This is a genomic window from Azohydromonas australica DSM 1124 (genome assembly GCF_000430725.1).
GTDB lineage: Bacteria > Pseudomonadota > Gammaproteobacteria > Burkholderiales > Burkholderiaceae_C > Azohydromonas > Azohydromonas australica.
This window is the reverse complement of record NZ_AUMO01000017.1, coordinates 58,973-75,874: the sequence shown is the minus strand read 5'-3', so window position 1 is coordinate 75,874 and position 16,902 is coordinate 58,973. Positions and strand designations below refer to the sequence as shown.

Genomic DNA, 16,902 nt, shown 5'->3' with positions numbered 1-16,902 from the left:
AGTTTTTCTCTCCCTGATGTGACGATGCCCGCTTCGAGCGGGCATCGTCGTTTCCGGGGCCGGTTTCCCGGCCCGCCGCCTGCATCAAGCCTTGGGCGGAATCCGCAGCACCTGGCCCGGATAGATCTTGTTCGGGTCCGACAGCATGGGCTTGTTGGCCTCGAAGATGCGGTTGTACTCGTTGGCGCTGCCGTAGTACTTGGCCGAGATCTTCGAGAGAGAGTCGCCCGAGGCCACGGTGTGGAACTGCGCTGGCGCCTGCGAGGCGTTCTGCGCCTGGTCCGTGGAAGCCGCCTGCGCGCCGGCCACCGTCAGCTGGTCGGTCACCGCCGCCACGCCCTGCACGTTGCCGCAGGCCAGCAGCACCTTCTCCTTGGTCGCCTGGTCCGGCGCCTGGCCGGTGACGGTGGCGGTGGAGCTGGCACCGTCGAACGTGACCTGCAGCCCTTGCACCTGCAGGCCCAGCTGCTGCACGTAGCGCTCGATCGCGTCGCCCGCCTGCTGGTTCAGCTGCGCCACGTCCGCCTGCGTCGGCGCCGCGGCCGGGGCGGCAGCGGGCTTGTCCTCGCCACGGTGGAACAGCTTCTCGCCCGCTTCCTTCACGAAGTTGAACAGACCCATGGGTGCTCCTTGCTTGATTGGGGTGTGCCTGCGTCAGCAGGCCGCGTGCCCTTCAGCCCGGGAGCGTGCCGGTGGGAACCCGGGTGACGCATGGCGCGGCGCTTTTCACCGCGCGTCACACCGGGAGTGGCCGCTCAGTTCGGACGCAGCATCCCGCGCGTCTCGATGAAGTCCACCACCTCCTGCAGGCCCTGCTTCGTGCGCAGGTTGGTCATGACATAGGGGCGGTTGGGGCGCATGCGCTTCGTGTCGGCCTCCATCACCGAGAGGTCCGCGCCGACGTGGGGCGCGAGGTCGGTCTTGTTGATGACGAAGAGGTCACTCTTGGTGATGCCGGGGCCGCCCTTGCGCGGGATTTTCTCGCCCGCGGCCACGTCGATGACGTAGATGGTCAGGTCGGACAGCTCGGGGCTGAAGGTGGCGGCCAGGTTGTCGCCGCCGGACTCGATGAACACCACGTCCGCGTCCGGAAACTTCTCCAGCATGCGGTCCACGGCTTCGAGGTTGATGGAGGCGTCCTCGCGGATGGCGGTGTGCGGGCAGCCGCCGGTCTCCACGCCCATGATGCGTTCGGGGTCCAGCGCGCCGGCCACGGTCAGCAGCCGCTGGTCTTCCTTGGTGTAGATGTCGTTCGTGACCACCACCAGGTCCCAGCGCTCGCGCATGGTCTTGCACAGCATCTCGACCAGGGTGGTCTTGCCCGAGCCCACCGGGCCGCCCACGCCCACGCGCAGCGGCGGCAGTTTCTTGGTTCGGTTGGAGATCGAATGCAGCTTGTTCATGGGTTCTTGGGCTTCAGGAACGGAAAAGGCGGGAGTACTGGGTCTCGTGCCGGGCGGAAAGGATGGCGAGCATGGGCGTGAAAGCCTGGCGATGCTGGTCGTCCAGGCTCAGCGCGTGCGCCACCGCGGCCGGGATGTCCCGCGCCAGCGCCGCCAGGATGCGCTGCCCGGCGCTCTGGCCCAGCGGCACCGCCTTGAGCGCGGCCTGCACCAGGTTCTCGGCCCAGCCGAAGGCGTGCGCCACCAGCGAGGGCTCCAGCGCCGCGCCGCCGCGCACCGCGCCCAGCGCCCAGGCCACAGGCCAGGTGGGCGGCTTCAGGCTGGCCAGTTGCGCCAGCCGCGGGTCGTCGGCGCCCTCGGGCTGGTTGCGCAGCCACTCCAGCATGGAGCGGCCCATCTGCTCGGCCTGCTGGCGCAGCTCGCTGCTCTCGCGCGTGAGCAGCACCCAGTCGTTCAGCGTGCGGATGCGGCCCTCGTCGCCAGCCCCCCACGCCGCATGCGCAGCGGCGACCACGGCCAGATCCGCGCGCGCCAGTGAAAGGTTGAGCTGGTCCAGCAGCCAGGCGCGGGCCTGTTCCTCGTTCGTGACCAGCCCGGCCTCGACCGTGGCCTCCAGCGCCTCGGAGTAGCTGAATCCGCCCACCGGCAGCGCCGGCGAGGCCAGCCACAGCAGGTCCAGCAGCGCGCCGGGCGCCATCAGTGGTCGTGCCCGCAGCCGGGGCCGTGCACGTGCGGCACGGGCGCGGACGCGACCGGGATGCCGATCGGCTTGCCGCGCGACGGCGCCGCGGCGGCAGCGGGCTGCGCGGCCGGGGCGTGCTCGTGCGGGTGCTCATGCCCGTGGTCATGGCCGCAGCCCGGGCCGTGCACGTGGCCGTGGTCATGCGCCTGCGCGTGCTGGTGGCCGTGGTCGTGCGAATGGTCGTGTCCGCAGCCCGGGCCATGCACATGGCCATGGTCGTGGTCGTGCCCCTGGGCATGCGCGTGTCCGCCCGCTGCGTAGGCGCCGGCTTCGGGCTCGAAGGCTGCCTGGGCCTCGGCGACCTGCAGGCCCATCTGGCGCAGCATCTGCGCCAGCACGTGGTCGGGCTCCAGCTTCAGCACGTCGGGCTGCAGCTCCAGCTGCACGTGGCGGTTGCCCAGGTGGTAGGCGGCGCGCAGCAGGTCGAAGGGATTCGAGGCGCGCACTTCCAGCACCGGCTGCGGCGCGGCCTGCGCCACCACCAGCGAGCCGTCCTCGGCCACGAGCACGTCGCCGCCGCGCACCACGCTGCCACGCGGCAAGAACACGCCCAGGCGGCGGCCCTGGCTGTCGGTGGCTTCGAAGCGGCTCTTCTGGCGCGTGTCCCAGTCGAGCTCCACGGTGGCAGCACGGCGGCGCAGCGCGGGCGCCAGGGATTGCCCACGGGGCAGGAGTTTGTTGATGGTCAGCATGCGGAACAGTATGCAGGGGCCCCGTCGGCCGGCCGGCCGGGCGGGGCTTCACGAGGGATGGACCGGCTCAGGCCCGCGGCCGCTCCGACAGCGCCGTCAGCAGCCCCAGCGCGATGAAGGAGGTGCCGGCCACGCGGCGTCCCAGGCGCGCCTGGGCGATGCCGCGCTGCAGCCGCGGCGCCAGCACGCTGGCACCCAGCACATAAAGCAGGTCCGTGCTGGCCGCCACCGCCACGAACAGCGCGCCCAGCAGCAGGCTCTGCGGCAGCACCGCGCCCTGCGGGTTCATGAACTGCGGCAGGAAGGCGGCGAAGAACAGCGCCGTCTTCGGGTTCAGCAGCGCGACCACGAAGCCGTCGGCGAACACGCGCCGGTGGCTCTGCGCGCGCACCCGCGGCGCGTTGGCCGGCGCATCGCCCTGGCGCCACATCCGCACGCCCAGCCAGATCAGGTACAGCGCCCCCAGCCACTTCACGACGGTGAAGGCCGCGGCCGACACCGCGAACAGCGCCGCCAGCCCCAGCGCCGCGCCCGCGGCGTTGCCCAGGTTGCCCAGCGCCACGCCCGCCACCGAGGCCACCCCGCTGGCGCGCCCCTGCGCCAGCGTGCGCGTGAGGATGTAGACCACGGCCGGCCCCGGCGTGACGGCCAGCACCAGGCTGGCGCCGAGGAAGGCGAGGAGGAGGGGAAGGGGAGGAAGCAGGGTGTCCATGGCCAGATGCTGAACCCGGCGGTGCGGCGCCGGGCGAATGTCCGCGTCAGAACAGGAAGTACCGCTGCGCCATCGGCAGCACCTTGGCCGGCTCGCAGGTCAGCAGCTGGCCGTCGGCGCGCACCTCGTAGGTCTGCGGATCGATCTCCATGTGCGGCGTGTAGGCGTTGAGCCGCATGTCCGCCTTCTTCACCGTGCGGCAGCCGCGCACGGCCGACAGCGTCTTGCGCAGGTTGAGCCGGTCCAGCACGCCGCTGCCCAGCGCCGCCTGCGACACGAAGCTCAGCGAGCCCGCCGACAGCGCCCCGCCGAAGGCGCCGAACATCGGCCGGTAGTGCACCGGCTGCGGCGTGGGGATGGAGGCGTTGGCGTCGCCCATCGCCGCCGAGGCGATGAAGCCACCCTTGAGCACCAGGCTGGGCTTGACGCCGAAGAAGGCCGGCTTCCACAGCACCAGGTCGGCCCACTTGCCCACCTCGATCGAGCCCACCTCGTGCGCGATGCCGTGCGCCAGCGCCGCGTTGATCGTGTACTTGGCGATGTAGCGCTTCACGCGGCCGTTGTCGTGGCGCACGCCGTCGCCCTCGATCTCCAGCGGCCCGCGCTGCACCTTCATCTTGTGCGCCGTCTGCCAGCAGCGGATCACGACCTCGCCCACGCGGCCCATGGCCTGCGAGTCGGAGCTGAAGATGCTGATCGCGCCCAGGTCGTGCAGCACGTCCTCCGCCGCGATGGTCTCGCGCCGGATGCGGCTCTCGGCAAAGGCCAGGTCCTCGGCGATGGACGCGTCCAGGTGGTGGCACACCATGAGCATGTCCAGGTGCTCGTCCAGCGTGTTGACCGTGTAGGGCCGCGTCGGGTTGGTCGAGGAGGGCAGCACGTTGGCCTCGCCCACCACCCGCATGATGTCCGGCGCGTGCCCGCCGCCCGCGCCCTCGGTGTGGAAGCTGTGGATGGTGCGGCCCTTGAAGGCAGCGATGGTGTCCTCCACGAAGCCCGACTCGTTGAGCGTGTCGGTGTGGATCGCCACCTGGGTGTCGGTCTCTTCCGCCACGCTCAGGCAGCAGTCGATGGCCGCCGGCGTGGTGCCCCAGTCCTCGTGCAGCTTCAGCCCCAGGGCTCCCGCTTCAATTTGCTGCCGCAGCGCGTCCGGCCGGCTGGCGTTGCCCTTGCCCATGAAGCCGATGTTCATGGGGAAGGCCTCGGCCGCCATGAGCATGCGCGCGATGTTCTCGGGCCCGGGCGTGCAGGTGGTGGCGAAGGTGCCGGTGGCCGGCCCCGTGCCGCCGCCGATCATGGTGGTGACGCCGGAGTTCAGCGCCTCGTCGATCTGCTGCGGGCAGATCCAGTGGATGTGCGTGTCGATGCCGCCGGCGGTGACGATCATCCCCTCGGCCGCGATGATCTCCGTGCCCGGGCCGATGACGATGTCCACGCCCGGCTGCACGTCCGGGTTGCCCGCCTTGCCGATGGCGGCGATGCGGCTGCCGCGCAGGCCGATGTCGGCCTTGACGATGCCCCAGTGGTCCACGATCAGCGCGTTGGTGATCACGCAGTCGACCGCGTCCGCCGCGCCGGGCCCGTTGGGGCGCTGCCCCTGGCCCATGCCGTCGCGCACGGTCTTGCCCCCGCCGAACTTCACCTCCTCGCCGTAGCCGCCGGCAGCCAGGGTGAAGTCCTTCTCGACCTCGATCAGCAGTTCGGTGTCGGCCAGTCGCAGCCGGTCGCCCACGGTGGGGCCGAGCATTTCGGCGTAGGCACGCCGTGAAATCTTTGCCATTCAGAGCTTCCCCTGCACCAGTCCCCGGAATCCCCAGACCTCGCGCGTGCCGGCGTAGTCCACCAGCTCCACCGTGCGCTGCTGCCCCGGCTCGAAGCGCACCGCCGTGCCGGAAGGGATGTTCAGCCGCATGCCGCGCGCGGCCTCGCGGTCGAAGCGCAAGGCGCCGTTGGTCTCGGCGAAGTGGTAGTGCGAGCCGACCTGGATCGGGCGGTCGCCCGCGTTCTCCACCACCAGCGTCAGCGTGCGCCGACCGGGGTTGAGCTCCAGCTCGGCAGCGTCGTCGGTGAGCAGTTCGCCGGGAATCATTTGCGGCGCGTGCTCCACCAAGCCACGGCGATCACGGCCACCAGCACCGTGTAGCCCACGGTGTCGCTGGCATGCCAGTGCGAGGCGCCGGGCAGGCCGTGCCCCTCGTGGGCCTGCACCGACGTGGCGATCGTCGCCAAGCCGGCCCAAGTGGCGGTCAGGAGTTGCTTCATTGTTGTGCTTGCTGGGTTGTGAATGCACCTACAAGGTGCGGATTCAGGCAATGGGTTGGTGCACGGTCACCAGCTTGGTGCCGTCGGGGAAGGTGGCCTCGACCTGGATCTCCGGGATCATGTCCGCGACGCCCTCCATCACGTCGTCGCGGCTGAGGATGGTCTTGCCATCGCCCATGAGCTGCGCCACGGACTTGCCGTCGCGCGCGCCTTCCATGATGGCCGCGCTCAGCAGCGCCACGGCCTCGGGGTAGTTGAGCTTCAGGCCGCGGGCGCGGCGCCGTTCGGCCAGCAGCGCGGCGGTGAAGATCAGCAGCTTGTCTTTCTCGCGGGGCGTGAGTTCCATGCCGGGGGTTTAGCACGATGAATGCCGGATATCCCCCCAATGGGGGACGGCTGGTGCGTTTCTTGAACGACATGGCGGTTGAGCCCGATGTCCATGCCCTCTCCACCGTCCCCACCGTCACCGCCATCACCGTCTTCTTCGCCATCCCCTTCCGCTGGCGAGCCGCTGCAGCGCGTGGTGAAGATCCGGCGCGACTACAACGCCTGGGTCGCGCGCGAATCGATGGAGGACTACGCGCTGCGCTTCACGCCGCGCGCCTTCCGCCGCTGGGGCCCCTGGCGCGTGGCGCACACCGCCTTCGGCGCCTCGTCCTTCCTGGTGCTGGAGGCCGTGGGCGCGACGCTGCTGGTGCAGCACGGTTTCACGAATGCCGCGCTGGCGATCCTCGTCACCGGCTTGATCATCTTTCTGGCGGGCCTGCCCATCAGCGTCTACGCCGCGCGCCACGGCGTGGACATGGACCTGCTCACCCGCGGCGCGGGCTTCGGCTACCTGGGCTCGACCGTGACCTCGCTGGTCTACGCCTGCTTTACCTTCATCTTCTTCGCGCTGGAAGCGGCGGTGATGGCCTACGCGCTGGACCTGGTCTTCGGCCTCCCGCCGGCCTGGGGCTACCTGCTCTGCGCGCTGGTGGTGATCCCGCTGGTGACGCACGGCGTCACCACCATCAGCCGGCTGCAGCTCTGGACCCAGCCGCTGTGGCTGCTGATGCTCGTCACGCCCTACGTGGTGGTGCTGCGCGAGCAGCCCGAGCTGCTGCAGAGCTTCATGGCGCACGCGGGCGCGGGCGGCAGCGCGGGCTTCGACCTGCTGGGCTTCGGCGCGGCGACGACCGTCGGCATCGCCCTGATCCTGCAGATGGGCGAGCAGGCCGACTACCTGCGCTTCATGCCCGAGGCCGGGCCGGGCCGGCGCGCGCGCGCGCACTGGTGGGCAGCGGTGCTGACGGGCGGGCCGGGCTGGGTGATCCCGGGCGTGCTGAAGATGCTGGGCGGCGCGCTGCTGGCGCACCTGGCGCTCACGCACATGGTGCCCACGGAGCTGGCGGTGGACCCCAGCCGCATGTACCTCGTGGCCTACGAGTTCGTGTTCGCGCACTACGGCTGGGCGGTGGCGGCCACGGGGCTGTTCGTGGTGGTGTCGCAGCTCAAGATCAACGTCACCAACGCCTACGCCGGCTCGCTGGCCTGGAGCAACTTCTTCTCGCGCGCCACGCACAGCCACCCGGGGCGCGTGGTGTGGATGGTGTTCAACACCCTCATCGCGCTGGCACTGATGGAGATGGACGTGTTCCAGGCGCTGGGCCATGTGCTGGGGCTGTTCGCCAACGTGGCGGTGGCCTGGATCATGGCCGTGGTGGCGGACCTGGTGATCAACAAGCCGCTGGGCTGGTCGCCGCCGGGCATCGAGTTCCGCCGCGCGCACCTGTACGACGTCAACCCGGTGGGGCTGAGCGCCATGGGGCTGGCGTCCGCCCTCTCCATCGCCGCGCACCTGGGCGCCTTCGGCCCGCTGGCCCAGGCCTTCTCGGCGCTGATCGCCATGGTCACGGCGCTGCTGACCGCGCCGCTGGTGGCCTGGGCCACGCGCGGGCGTTTTTACATCGCGCGGGCGGCGCAGGTGCCGGCCCGGCCGGGCAGCGCTGCCACGGCCGCCGCTCCGGGCCCGGCAGCCGGCGCGGACGCCGCCGACGCCGCGCACCCGCTCAAGACCGTGCGCTGCGTGGTGTGCGAGCGCCGCTACGAGGCCGAGGACATGGCGCGCTGCCCCGCCTACCAGGGTTTCATCTGCTCGCTGTGCTGCACGCTGGACGCGCGCTGCGGCGACCTCTGCAAGCCGCACGCGCGGCTGGAGCGGCAGTGGGAGCGGCTGCTGCGCGCGCTGCTGCCGCGCGGCGCCGGCGCCTACCTGGACAAGGGGCTCGCGCCCTACCTGCTGGTCGCGCTGCCCGGCGCGCCGCTGCTGACGCTGGCGCTGTGGCTGCTGCACCGCCACGCCGCGGCGGGCGGCCCTTTCCTGAGCGAGGCGCTGCTGGGCGTGCCGCTGGCGGGCATGGTGCTGTGGTGGCTGGTGCTGGCGCAGCGCAGCCGCACGCTGGCGCAGGAGGAGAGCCGGCGCCAGACCGCCGCGCTGCAGCGCGAGATCGAGGCCCACCACCGCACCGACGCCGCGCTGCAGCAGGCCAAGCAGGCGGCCGAGGCCGCGAACCAGGCCAAGAGCCGCTACATCAGCGCCATCAGCCACGAGCTGCGCACGCCGCTGAACTCCATCCTGGGCTACGCGCAGCTGCTGGAGGAGGACGCCGCCATGCCGCCGCGCCGGCAGCACGCGGTGCAGGTGATCCGCCGCGGCGGCGAGCACCTGCTGTCGCTGATCGAGGGCACGCTGGAGCTGTCGCGCATCGAGAGCGGCCGGGTGCAGCTGCAGGTGAAGCCGCTGGCGCTGCGCGAGACGGTGGCCGAGATCGCGCACCTGTTCGAGCTGCAGGCCACCGCCAAGGGGCTGGACTTCAGGCTGGAGATCGAGGGCGCGCTGCCGGCCTGGGTGCGCGCCGACGAGAGGCGGCTGCGCCAGGTGCTGATCAACCTGCTGGGCAACGCCGTGAAGTTCACCGCCGCCGGCCGCGTGCGGCTGCGCCTGCGCTACGCGCGGCAGATGGCGCTGTTCGAAGTGCAGGACAGCGGCCCCGGCATGAGCGCGCAGGAGCTGGAGCGCGTGTTCGAGCCCTTCGAGCGCGGCAGCGCCGGCGGTGGCGGCTCGGGGCTGGGGCTGACCATCGCGCGCATGCTGGTGATCCTGATGGGCGGCGAGCTGACGGCCAGCAGCACGCCGGGGCAGGGCAGCAGCTTCAGCCTGAAGCTGTTCCTGCCCCAGGTGGAGGCCCCGCCGCCGCAGGCGCTGCGCGGCCAGCGCCGCGGCGTGCTGGGGCCGCGCCGGCGGCTGCTGGTGGTGGACAACGAGCAGCCGGACCGCGAGCTGCTGACGCACCTGCTGCAGCCGCTGGGCTTCGAGATCCACCAGGCCGCCAACGGCGTGGAGGCGCTGGCGCTGTGGCCCGCGCTGCAGCCGGACGCCATCTTCATGGACCTGGCGATGCCCGGCCTGGACGGCTGGCAGACGCTGCAGCGGCTGCGCGCGCTGGGCCTGCCCGATGCGGCGCCGGTGGCCATCGTCTCGGCCAACGCCTTCGACCGCGGCCTGGACAACGACCCCGGCGTGGGTGCGAGCGACTTCTTCGTCAAGCCCGTGCGCGTGGACGATCTGCTGGACTGGCTGGAGCGGCGGCTGAAGCTGGCGTGGATCGAGGAGGCGCCGGCGGCGACCCAACTGCTTCCGACGCCGCAAGCACCCGTTCGGGCTGAGCCTGTCGAAGCCCCGGCTCTCGACCCCGCCGCAGTCGCTTCGACCAGCCCGGTGCGAGCGGAAACGGGTTCCCCTGCCGTGACCGACCCTGCTTGGCGCCCCGACGCCGCGCTCCTGCGCGCCCTGGACGACGCCCTGCGCCTGGGGCACGTGCGCGGCGTGGGCAGGGCGCTGGACCGCATCGCCGAATCCGACGCGCAGCACGGCCCCGCCTTCGCCGCCCCGCTGCGGGCGCTGCTGCAGCGCTTTGAACTCGACGCACTGGCCGGTGCCGTGCGCAAGACCCTGGAAACCCAAGATGAACAACGAGCCGCCTGAGCTGGATCGAGGCGCCGGCGTGGTGCTGGTGGTGGACGACGTGCCCGACAACCTCGCGCTGCTGCACGACGCCCTGGACGAGGGCGGCTACACGGTGCTGGTGGCGACCTCGGGCGAGCAGGCGCTCACCCGTGCCGCGCAGGCCGACATCGTGCTGCTGGACGCCGTGATGCCCGGCATGGACGGCTTCGAGGTCGCGCGCCGCCTGCGCGCCGACCCGCGCACCGCCGCCACGCCGATCGTGTTCATGACCGGCCTGACCGAAAGCGAGCACCTGGTGGCCGCCTTCGCCGCCGGCGTCAACGACTACGTGACCAAGCCGGTGCGCACGAGCGAGGTGCTGGCGCGCATGGCGGCGCACCTGCACAGCGCGCGCACGCAGCGGCAGGCGCGCAACGCGCTGGACGCTTTCGGCCACGCCAGCGTGGTGCTGCGCCCGCGCGACGGGCGCCTGGTGTGGCAGACGGCGCTGGCGCGGCGGCTGCTGGCCGAGTTCTTCATCGGCACCGACGCGCCGGGCGCGGACGGCCTGGCGCCGGCACCGATGCGCGCCTGGCTGGCCGAGAAGCCGGCCCTGGGCGCGACGTTCTCAGTGACGCAGGGCGCCCGGCGCCTGAGCTTCGTGCTGCACCAGACCCTGAGCGAGGACGAGTGGCTGCTGGTGCTGCGCGAGCAGTCCGACGCCGCGACCATCGCGGCCCTGGGCCCGGCCTTCGGCCTCACGGCGCGCGAATCGCAGGTGCTCTACTGGGTGCTGCAGGGCAAGACGAACCGCGACATCGGCGACATCCTCGGCACCAGCCCGCGCACGGTCACCAAGCACCTGGAGCACGTGTTCGAGAAACTCGGCGTCGAAACCCGCACCGCTGCCGCAGTGCTGGTGGTGAAAAGGCTGGGGCCGATGGCGGGGGCGATGGGGGGATGAAGGGCGGGCCGCCTCAAGGCAAAGCCAATGTCCTCATGGTCGCCGGCGCGATCAGCTTGTGCATGGGCGTGACGGGCAGCATGTAGATCCGCCCCAGCCCATTGTTCACGTGCACCACGGTCGTGACGGTGAGGCGCACGTCGGGCCCTTCCTGGCGCCGGTGCAGCGACAGCGTCACGTCCAGGTGCTTGTCTTTATCGCCCATGAGCACCTCGTCGGGCGTGATCTGGAACAGCGTGAAGATGCCGACCCGGTCCCCTGGCCGATATTCGGATTCGGCCTTGGCCCGGTCGAAATCCCCGAAGCCGCCCAGATTCTTCAGCCCCAGCCGGGCCACCACGCGGTTTCGCAGCGCCATGCTGACTTCGACCCAGCGCGGCGCCTGCGACATCAGTTTCAGGAGCTGGCCCAGGGCCGAAAGCCGCGGCTCGCCGGCGCGCACGCTCCAGGCGTCGTGGAAATACGCCCCTTCGGTATGGCCGGCAATCAGGCTGCCGAGCGGCGGCTGTGTTGCTTGGGGACGGTTCGAAGCCATGGCGTTCAACCGTCGATCCGCTTGTTGTAGGCGTAGAAAACCTCGTCCCGAATCCACCCCAGCGATTCGTAGACCGACTGCGCCGTCCGGTTGGTCTTGGCGGTGGTCAGGTCCATGCGGACCTTGCCGCGCTCCAGTGCCAAGGCTTCAGCCGCCCTCAACAGCGCTTGGCCGGTGCCCGCACGCCGCGCTGACGGCACGACGAACAGGTCGTAAAGCGAAAAGATGGGTTTCGCTTCGACCGAGCAGAAAGTGGGGTAAAGCTGGCAAAAGCCGACAGCCTCGCCGCACACATCCACCGCCAGGAGAATCTCCGACTCGCGGTTCGTCATGCGCGCGTTGATGAAATCGCGCGCCAGTACCGGGTCAGCGGGCTGCTCGTAGAACTGCCGGTAGGCGTCGAACAGCGGTACGACGGCGTCCAAGTCGGAGAGGGTGGCGGACCGGATGGTGATGGCGCTCAAGGCTTTCTCGGTGGGCATGGAAAACAGGGCTCAGTGCTGCGGAAATTCCAGCGCGAAATGGTGGCAGTTGAGCTGCAGCCCTTTGTTCAGGTAAAGGCGGTGCGCCGCGTTGCGGGCATAGCCGCTGTCCAGGTGCAGCCCGCGGCAATGGTTTTCCTGCGCGTGCTGGATCAGCCAGTCCAGCAGGGTGCCCGCGAAACCCTGGCCGCGCTCGCCGGGCAAGGTGGACAGGTCGTCGATGTAGAGCACCTTGCCCCAAGCCAGGAATTCGGTGATGCGGAATCCGGCCACGCTCTTGACCTCGCCTTCGTGCGCCAGCGCCAGAACCTGGTAGCCCTGCGATTGCTGGCGCCGTACCTGGGGCAGGAACAATTCCGGCTTTACGTGCGGGCGCAAGGCGCTGAAGGCGGGAAAGCAGGCCTGGATTTGATCGTCGGAATTCGCGATGAAAAGCTGGGTGGGCATGACGGACGATTGGGTGAAGAGGACGGATCAAGCTTTGTACAGCACCAGCATGTCGGTAGCTCCTTTCTGGAACCGGTAATGGACCGCTTCGCGCCGGGCGGCGATGCCCTCGGCGTTCAAGCGCTCGACCACCGGGCCAAGGTGCGGAGATTCCGTTCCTTCCAGCGACACCAGGGGATAGATGCGCACTTCCCTCGCCACCCGGCACAGTTCCCGAACGCTCGCCACGTGGGTTTCGAGATTCACCTGCGCGCTGTACAGGAACAGGAAATGCGAGCACAGCGCCAATTCGAAAGCCTGGTTTTCGAAGGGCAATGCCGGCAGCCCCGCCTCGACGTACCGGCCCTGTTGCCGGCCTGCCTCGTAATCCTCCAAAAACCGTTCCATTGCCTGCATGCGCGTGCGTCCTGCATGCTCCACGCCGGAGAAATGGTCCCAGACGTAGTCGTCGCGGTGCCGCGCCAGCTGCTCCATGATGGTGGGATAGACCTCGGCAATCCGGCTGCGGATCTGAAACCCGGAAAAAGCGTAGACCGGATCGACGGAAACCACCTGGCCCGCAGCAGCGGTCATTTCGGCATTGAAGCTGGCGGGGCCGTCGCCGCAACCCAGTATTTTTTTCTTCAGGTCCGAATCGGTCAGCGAGAACATGGACCGGTATTCGGCCAGGGAGCGGCCCCAGGGGACGACGTTTTTCAATTCCATTGGTTGTTTTCTCGTTGTGCCGTCATTCAGCCGTGCACCGCACCGCCAACGCATGCAACTTGAGCACCGTGGCCCAGTTGCGCGTGGTGACGTGCTGCCCGATTTTCCCCATCAGCAGCTTGGCTGCCTTGCTCTCCCGAATGCCTTGAGTGCAATTCAGAAAGGCGGCGTGCCGGCCGAGCTGGAATCGTTCGGGCGGCACGGTGAATTCCTGCATTTTCGTCAGGAGCGCCAGATCTTGCGGGTGTTGTGCGAACAGGCAGAGCAGGCGCGAGTGATCCGGCGCGGAGGCGGCCAAGGAATTTTCAGCCACGATCTGCCCCAGTTCATGCAGCGATTTGACGACCACTGTCACCTCGAATTCGAAGCGGGATGCGAAGGCGGTGCTGATGGTCCGGCGCACGGCCTCGGAGGGTATGGCGTTGGCATTGAAGACGGCATTGCCGCTGTTGAGCAGCGTGGCGACGTTGCCAAATCCTTGCGCCTCCAGCAGCGCCTTGAACTCGCCCATCGGCACGCGCTTCGACGTACCGACGTTGACGCCGCGCAGCAGGGCAATCCAGGTCTGCATTTTTCTCCTTGGGGCGACGCCGCTTCAGGCATCGGTGGGCTGCAGCGCGGCGATGAGGCCAGCCCAGTCTGGAACCGCTTCATGACACGTGCCTTGCGGCAGGCTCGAATCCCAGGCGGCGCGGGACGCCATATGCAGGTGAGCGAGGCTACCGCAGACCTGGCGCCGGGCGGACGCCACGTTCTTCAACTCGGAACGTGCCGTGTGCCAAGGCCGAAAGCGAATACAGGTTGTGGACGTTGTAGGGCTTCACCTTGGTCAACCAGCAGCAGAATCACTGATGAATGAGCACTTCATTGAACTGGATCACCGGCTCGATGTCCGTGTAGTTCGGCATGTCGCCCTGAAGAACCGGTGCGTGCGGCATGAATGCAGCCAGAAAGTCTTCCATGGACGTGAAGAGAAAATGGCTCATGGCGACGTGGGCTGGTCCGGACCCCGGTATCGCACCAGCAAGGCCTTGCTCCACCGAAACGCCTTTGAAGCCCGGGTGCGTGCTCAGCAGCTTGATGGACAGAGGCATGTGGGTTTTGACGTAGTAGTCCATGTCAAAACGGCTGCCCTTGTGGTTGGGATACAGAATGCTGATCTTGATCATTGGTGTTTTGTGGATGGTGTCGGGAAGGTTTTTTCGTCAAGACTGAAGACTTGGTCCTTGGCAAGAATACGCAGCGTTGTCTGGGTTGTTGGTCCTTGCATGACCCCGGGCAGTGATGGAGTGCGATGTTTCGATGCCATGCGGCAGCAAGAAAACGGACAATTCCAGGAAAATATGGCCTCTTTGCGTGACGCTGATTTCCTGTGAAGAATAGGACGCAAGGGCCATCGTTGGTGGTGAGAATCAAGAATGCGCAATTTCAAATTCTAGCCACAGTGCATGGGCACACCGCCTGCCGCCTTGGGTCCCATATGACCCCTACGGAGTTACCCATGAAGCAACAAGGCGATACTTCCCCCAAGCAATCCGCCGAGGCCACCGCCGAGAAGCACCGCGGCATTCAGAAGCAGCAGGACCAGAAGGACAACCGCAAGGCGCAGCAGGGCGGGGGCGGGGAGCAGCAGAAGCCGCCGCAGACCGGGGCGCGCGAGCAGCCCACCGACTTGCCGGCGCAGCACATCGCGAAACCCGGCATCGAGGCCGAGCTGCAGTTGCAGCCGCAGTTCCAGGCGCCCAACTACAAGGGCAGCGAGAAGCTGCAGGGCATGGCGGCGCTCATCACGGGCGGGGATTCGGGCATCGGCCGTGCCGTGGCCGTGCTCTACGCGCGCGAGGGCGCGGACGTCGCCATCGTCTACCTCAGCGAGCACGAGGACGCCGAGGAGACGAAGCGCCATGTCGAGGCCGAGGGGCGGCGCTGCATCCTCATTCCCGGCGACGTGAAGGACGCCGCCTTCTGCAAGCAGGCCGTCGAGCGCACGGTCAAGGAGCTTGGGAAGCTCGACATCCTGGTCAACAACGCCGCGTTCCAGGAGCACGCCGAGAGCCTGGAGGACATCACCGAGGAGCGCTTCGACGAGACGATGCGCACCAACGTCTACGGCTACTTCCACATGGCCAAGGCGGCGCTGCCTCACCTCAAGGAAGGTGCTTCCATCATCAACACCGGCTCCGTCGTGGGCCTGCAGGGCAGCGAGCAGCTGCTGGACTACAGCACCACCAAGGGGGCGATCCACGCCTTCACCAAGTCGCTGGCGTCCAACCTGATCCAGAAGGGTATCCGCGTCAACGCCGTCGCGCCCGGGCCGGTGTGGACGCCGCTGAACCCGGCCGACTCCCCGGCGGAGAAGGTGGCGGAGTTCGGCAAGAAGACCGACTTCCAGCGCGCGGCGCAGCCCGAGGAGCTGTCGCCGGCCTACGTGTTCCTGGCCGCGCCGGCGTGCGCGGGGTACATCACCGGGATCGTGCTGCCGGTGACGGGGAGCGTAGGGGCCATCTAAGACCTACGCCATTTGACGTAGACGCGCCGGAACTACGACGGATGTCGTATTCCGGCGCGGCGCCGCGCCTTCGACACTGCTTTCCATCCGATCACTGGCCCCATGCAGGGGCGCTAGAGGGGAAGCACATGAAGGCAAATCGTCGCGGTTTCAATCTGGCGCTGGGCGCCGTCGCACTGGGCGCGCTGGTGTCCACGGCGCTGCCGGCCATGGCCGCCGACACCATCAAGGTCGGCGTGCTGCACTCGCTGTCGGGCACCATGGCCATCTCCGAGACCGTGCTCAAGGACACGGTGCTGATGGCCATCGACGAGATCAACGCCAAGGGCGGCGTGCTGGGCAAGAAGCTGGAGCCCGTGGTGGTGGACCCCGCCTCCAACTGGCCGCTGTTCGCCGAGAAGGCCCGCCAGCTCATCAGCCAGGACAAGGTCGCCGTGACCTTCGGCTGCTGGACCTCCGTGAGCCGCAAGTCGGTGCTGCCGGTGTATGAAGAACTCAACGGCCTGCTGTTCTACCCCGTGCAGTACGAGGGCGAGGAGCTGAGCAAGAACGTGTTCTACACGGGCGCCGCCCCCAACCAGCAGGCCATTCCCGCCGTCGAGTACCTGATGAGCAAGGACGGCGGCTCGGCCAAGCGCTTCGTGCTGCTGGGCACCGACTACGTGTACCCGCGCACCACCAACAAGATCCTGCGCGCCTTCCTGAAGTCCAAGGGCGTCGCCGACGCGGACATCATGGAGGAGTACACCCCCTTCGGCCACGCCGACTACCAGAGCATCATCGCCAAGATCAAGAAGTTCTCGGCCGAGGGCAAGAAGACCGCGGTGGTCTCCACCATCAACGGCGACTCCAACGTGCCCTTCTACAAGGAGCTGGGCAACCAGGGCCTGAAGGCCACGGACGTGCCGGTGGTCGCCTTCTCCGTGGGTGAGGAAGAGCTGCGCGGCGTGGACACCAAGCCGCTGGTGGGCCACCTCGCCGCGTGGAACTACTTCATGAGCCTGAAGAACCCGGCCAACGACGAGTTCACCAAGAAGTGGGCCGCCTACGCCAAGGCCAAGAACATCGCCGGCCACAAGGACAAGCCGCTGACCAACGACCCGATGGAAGCCACCTACATCGGCATCAACATGTGGAAGCAGGCGGTCGAGAAGGCCAAGAGCACGGACGTGGACAAGGTCATCGCCGCCATGGCCGGCCAGACCTTCAAGGCGCCGAGCGGCTTCGTCGCCAAGATGGACGAGAAGAACCACCACCTGCACAAGCCGGTGTTCATCGGCGAGGTGAAGGCCGACGGCCAGTTCTCCGTGGTGTGGAAGACCCCCGGCCCCGTCAAGGCCAACCCCTGGAGCCCGTACATCCCCGGCAACGACAAGAAGAAGGACGAGCCGGAGAAGCTGGCGGCGGCCAAGTAAGGCGCGCGGGCAACCCGCGGGTTGCCTCCGCCACCGGGAGGCGCCT

The 16,902-nt window shown here is 68.6% G+C and carries 19 protein-coding genes; 4 read left to right on the top strand and 15 right to left on the bottom strand.

Annotated features, from left to right (window positions below):
- Positions 1-84: 84 nt before the first annotated feature.
- The 9 genes from lysM to ureA all read right to left on the bottom strand — a co-directional run bounded on the left by lysM (position 85) and on the right by ureA (position 6,157).
- The gene (gene lysM, locus H537_RS0100350; RefSeq protein ID WP_028996314.1) at positions 85-621 is read right to left on the bottom strand and encodes a peptidoglycan-binding protein LysM; all 537 of its coding nucleotides are present in this window, start codon (positions 619-621) and stop codon (positions 85-87) included.
- Positions 622-755: 134 nt separating this feature from the next.
- The gene (gene ureG, locus H537_RS0100345; RefSeq protein WP_028996313.1) at positions 756-1,403 is read right to left on the bottom strand and encodes an urease accessory protein UreG; all 648 of its coding nucleotides are present in this window, start codon (positions 1,401-1,403) and stop codon (positions 756-758) included.
- A 13-nt stretch (positions 1,404-1,416) separates the two neighbouring features.
- Positions 1,417-2,100: an urease accessory protein UreF gene (locus H537_RS0100340; RefSeq protein WP_028996312.1), complete on the bottom strand. Its 684-nt coding sequence runs from the start codon at positions 2,098-2,100 to the stop codon at positions 1,417-1,419.
- Positions 2,100-2,837 (bottom strand): urease accessory protein UreE, encoded by a 738-nt coding sequence (gene ureE / locus H537_RS0100335; protein ID WP_028996311.1) that lies wholly within the window; start codon positions 2,835-2,837, stop codon positions 2,100-2,102. The genes H537_RS0100340 and ureE overlap by 1 nt, the downstream gene beginning before the upstream one ends.
- Positions 2,838-2,904: 67 nt before the next feature.
- Positions 2,905-3,549 carry a LysE family translocator gene (locus H537_RS0100330; RefSeq protein WP_028996310.1) on the bottom strand — a complete coding sequence of 215 codons (645 nt, stop codon included), beginning with the start codon at positions 3,547-3,549 and terminating at the stop codon, positions 2,905-2,907.
- Positions 3,550-3,595: 46 nt separating this feature from the next.
- Positions 3,596-5,329 (bottom strand): urease subunit alpha, encoded by a 1,734-nt coding sequence (gene ureC, locus H537_RS0100325; RefSeq protein ID WP_028996309.1) that lies wholly within the window; start codon positions 5,327-5,329, stop codon positions 3,596-3,598.
- Complete coding sequence (locus tag H537_RS0100320; protein ID WP_028996308.1) at positions 5,330-5,638, bottom strand: urease subunit beta; 309 nt, start codon at positions 5,636-5,638, stop codon at positions 5,330-5,332. It lies immediately after the preceding gene.
- Complete coding sequence (locus H537_RS52160; protein WP_156901237.1) at positions 5,635-5,811, bottom strand: hypothetical protein; 177 nt, start codon at positions 5,809-5,811, stop codon at positions 5,635-5,637. The genes H537_RS0100320 and H537_RS52160 overlap by 4 nt, the downstream gene beginning before the upstream one ends.
- A gap of 43 nt (positions 5,812-5,854) precedes the next feature.
- Complete coding sequence (gene ureA, locus H537_RS0100310) at positions 5,855-6,157, bottom strand: urease subunit gamma (protein ID WP_028996307.1); 303 nt, start codon at positions 6,155-6,157, stop codon at positions 5,855-5,857.
- A gap of 93 nt (positions 6,158-6,250) precedes the next feature.
- Between ureA and H537_RS0100305 the strand changes: the two genes are divergently transcribed.
- Positions 6,251-9,838 (top strand): hybrid sensor histidine kinase/response regulator, encoded by a 3,588-nt coding sequence (locus H537_RS0100305; protein WP_028996306.1) that lies wholly within the window; start codon positions 6,251-6,253, stop codon positions 9,836-9,838.
- Entirely contained in the window at positions 9,819-10,763 is a 945-nt protein-coding gene (locus tag H537_RS0100300) for a response regulator transcription factor (protein ID WP_028996305.1), read from the top strand. The genes H537_RS0100305 and H537_RS0100300 overlap by 20 nt, the downstream gene beginning before the upstream one ends.
- Before the next feature lie 13 nt (positions 10,764-10,776).
- Here the strand turns inward: H537_RS0100300 and H537_RS0100295 are convergent, their stop codons facing one another.
- From H537_RS0100295 to H537_RS0100270, 6 genes are all read right to left on the bottom strand, one after another.
- A complete protein-coding gene (locus tag H537_RS0100295; protein WP_028996304.1) occupies positions 10,777-11,298 on the bottom strand; it encodes a DUF2867 domain-containing protein in 522 nt (173 codons plus the stop codon).
- Between the two features lie 5 nt (positions 11,299-11,303).
- Positions 11,304-11,762, bottom strand: a complete 459-nt coding sequence (locus H537_RS0100290; protein ID WP_028996303.1) for a GNAT family N-acetyltransferase — start codon at positions 11,760-11,762, stop codon at positions 11,304-11,306.
- 30 nt (positions 11,763-11,792) lie between these two features.
- A complete protein-coding gene (locus H537_RS0100285; RefSeq protein ID WP_028996302.1) occupies positions 11,793-12,227 on the bottom strand; it encodes a GNAT family N-acetyltransferase in 435 nt (144 codons plus the stop codon).
- Between the two features lie 27 nt (positions 12,228-12,254).
- Positions 12,255-12,932, bottom strand: coding sequence for a hypothetical protein (locus H537_RS0100280; RefSeq protein ID WP_028996301.1), 678 nt, complete (start codon positions 12,930-12,932; stop codon positions 12,255-12,257).
- Positions 12,933-12,954: 22 nt separating this feature from the next.
- Entirely contained in the window at positions 12,955-13,503 is a 549-nt protein-coding gene (locus H537_RS40235) for a DUF1697 domain-containing protein (RefSeq protein WP_043457941.1), read from the bottom strand.
- Between the two features lie 274 nt (positions 13,504-13,777).
- Entirely contained in the window at positions 13,778-14,101 is a 324-nt protein-coding gene (locus tag H537_RS0100270) for an EthD family reductase (RefSeq protein ID WP_028996300.1), read from the bottom strand.
- Positions 14,102-14,433: 332 nt separating this feature from the next.
- Between H537_RS0100270 and H537_RS0100265 the strand changes: the two genes are divergently transcribed.
- Both H537_RS0100265 and urtA read left to right on the top strand, forming a co-directional pair.
- Positions 14,434-15,441: an SDR family oxidoreductase gene (locus tag H537_RS0100265; protein WP_028996299.1), complete on the top strand. Its 1,008-nt coding sequence runs from the start codon at positions 14,434-14,436 to the stop codon at positions 15,439-15,441.
- A 128-nt stretch (positions 15,442-15,569) separates the two neighbouring features.
- A complete protein-coding gene (urtA, locus tag H537_RS0100260) occupies positions 15,570-16,856 on the top strand; it encodes an urea ABC transporter substrate-binding protein (protein WP_028996298.1) in 1,287 nt (428 codons plus the stop codon).
- Positions 16,857-16,902 lie beyond the last annotated feature (46 nt).